The organism is Halomonas ventosae, assembly GCF_004361885.1.
Classification (GTDB): Bacteria; Pseudomonadota; Gammaproteobacteria; order Pseudomonadales; family Halomonadaceae; genus Halomonas; species Halomonas ventosae_C.
The window spans coordinates 1-1,129 of record NZ_SNWH01000063.1; the positions used below are offsets into that span (position 1 = coordinate 1).

Consider the following 1,129-nt stretch of genomic DNA (forward strand, 5'->3'; position numbering starts at 1 on the left):
CTGATCCAGCGCTTCGGCAGCGCGCTGAACCTGAATGTTCACTTCCACATGCTGTGGCTCGACGGCGTGTACGACGCGAACGTCGAGCCCCCGCGGCGCAAGCCGCGCCTGCGCCGCGCCCGTGCCCCCACCTCTGCGCAACTGACGCAGGTCGCCAACACCATCGCGCATCGCGTGTGCCGGCACCTGTCGCGCCGCGGCTGGCTCGAAGGCGAGGACGAATCCGTGTTCCTGTCCGACAGCGCGGGTAGCGACGACGGCATGGATGGGCTGCGGATGAGTTCGATGACCTACCGCATCGCCACCGGTCGCGACGCTGGCCGCAAGGTCGTCACGCTGCAAACATTGCCCGGTGACGCAGGCTCGCTGGAGGGCGACGCCGGCAAGGTCGGCGGCTTCTCGCTGCATGCCGGCGTGGCCGCGGAAGCACACGAAAGCCACAAGCTCGAAAAGCTGTGCCGCTACATCACGCGCCCGGCGATCAGCGAGCAGCGGCTGTCGATCTCACCGCAGGGTAGGGTGCGGTATCAGCTCAAGACGCCGTGGCGAAATGGGACCACGCATGTCGAATGGGATGCGGTGGACTTCATCGCCAAGCTGGCGGCACTGGTCCCGCCACCTCGCGCGCATCTCACCCGCTTCCACGGCGTATTCGCCCCGAATGCAAACCTGCGTGCGCAGCTGACGCCCTCGGGGCGCGGCAAGCGGCCTGCGGGCGATGCGGCGCCAGTGGACGTCAGCGCCCACGACGAGCCGCGCAGCCCCGAGCAGAAGCGCCGTGCGATGAGCTGGGCGCAACGGCTCAAGCGGGTCTTTTCCATCGACATCACCACCTGCGCCCACTGCGCCGGCGCGGTACGGATCGTCGCCAGCATCGAGGAACCCACCGCCATCCGCGCCATCCTCGCCCACTTCGAGAAGCACGGCGCGCTGGAGCAAGCGCACTACCGGCCCGCAGCGCGCGCGCCGCCGCCGGCCGCGTGACGAGGTGCCGGCCACACAGCCGGCAGCCAAGCCAGAGTCCGATCCGATGCGGCCACGACCCCGCAGGGCTGCGCTCGGCCCTGTGCCGGGATTCGGTGAGAAATGGCTACGCACTGAGCCGCTGCGTGGCCCCGCGATGTCGAAA

The 1,129-nt window shown here is 69.3% G+C and carries 1 protein-coding gene; it reads left to right on the forward strand.

Translation table 11 applies throughout. From position 1 onward, the window contains the following. Positions 1-984 (forward strand): transposase (locus DFO68_RS15405; protein WP_208107461.1); only part of this gene is annotated, 984 nt, incomplete at its 5' end. Positions 985-1,129 lie beyond the last annotated feature (145 nt).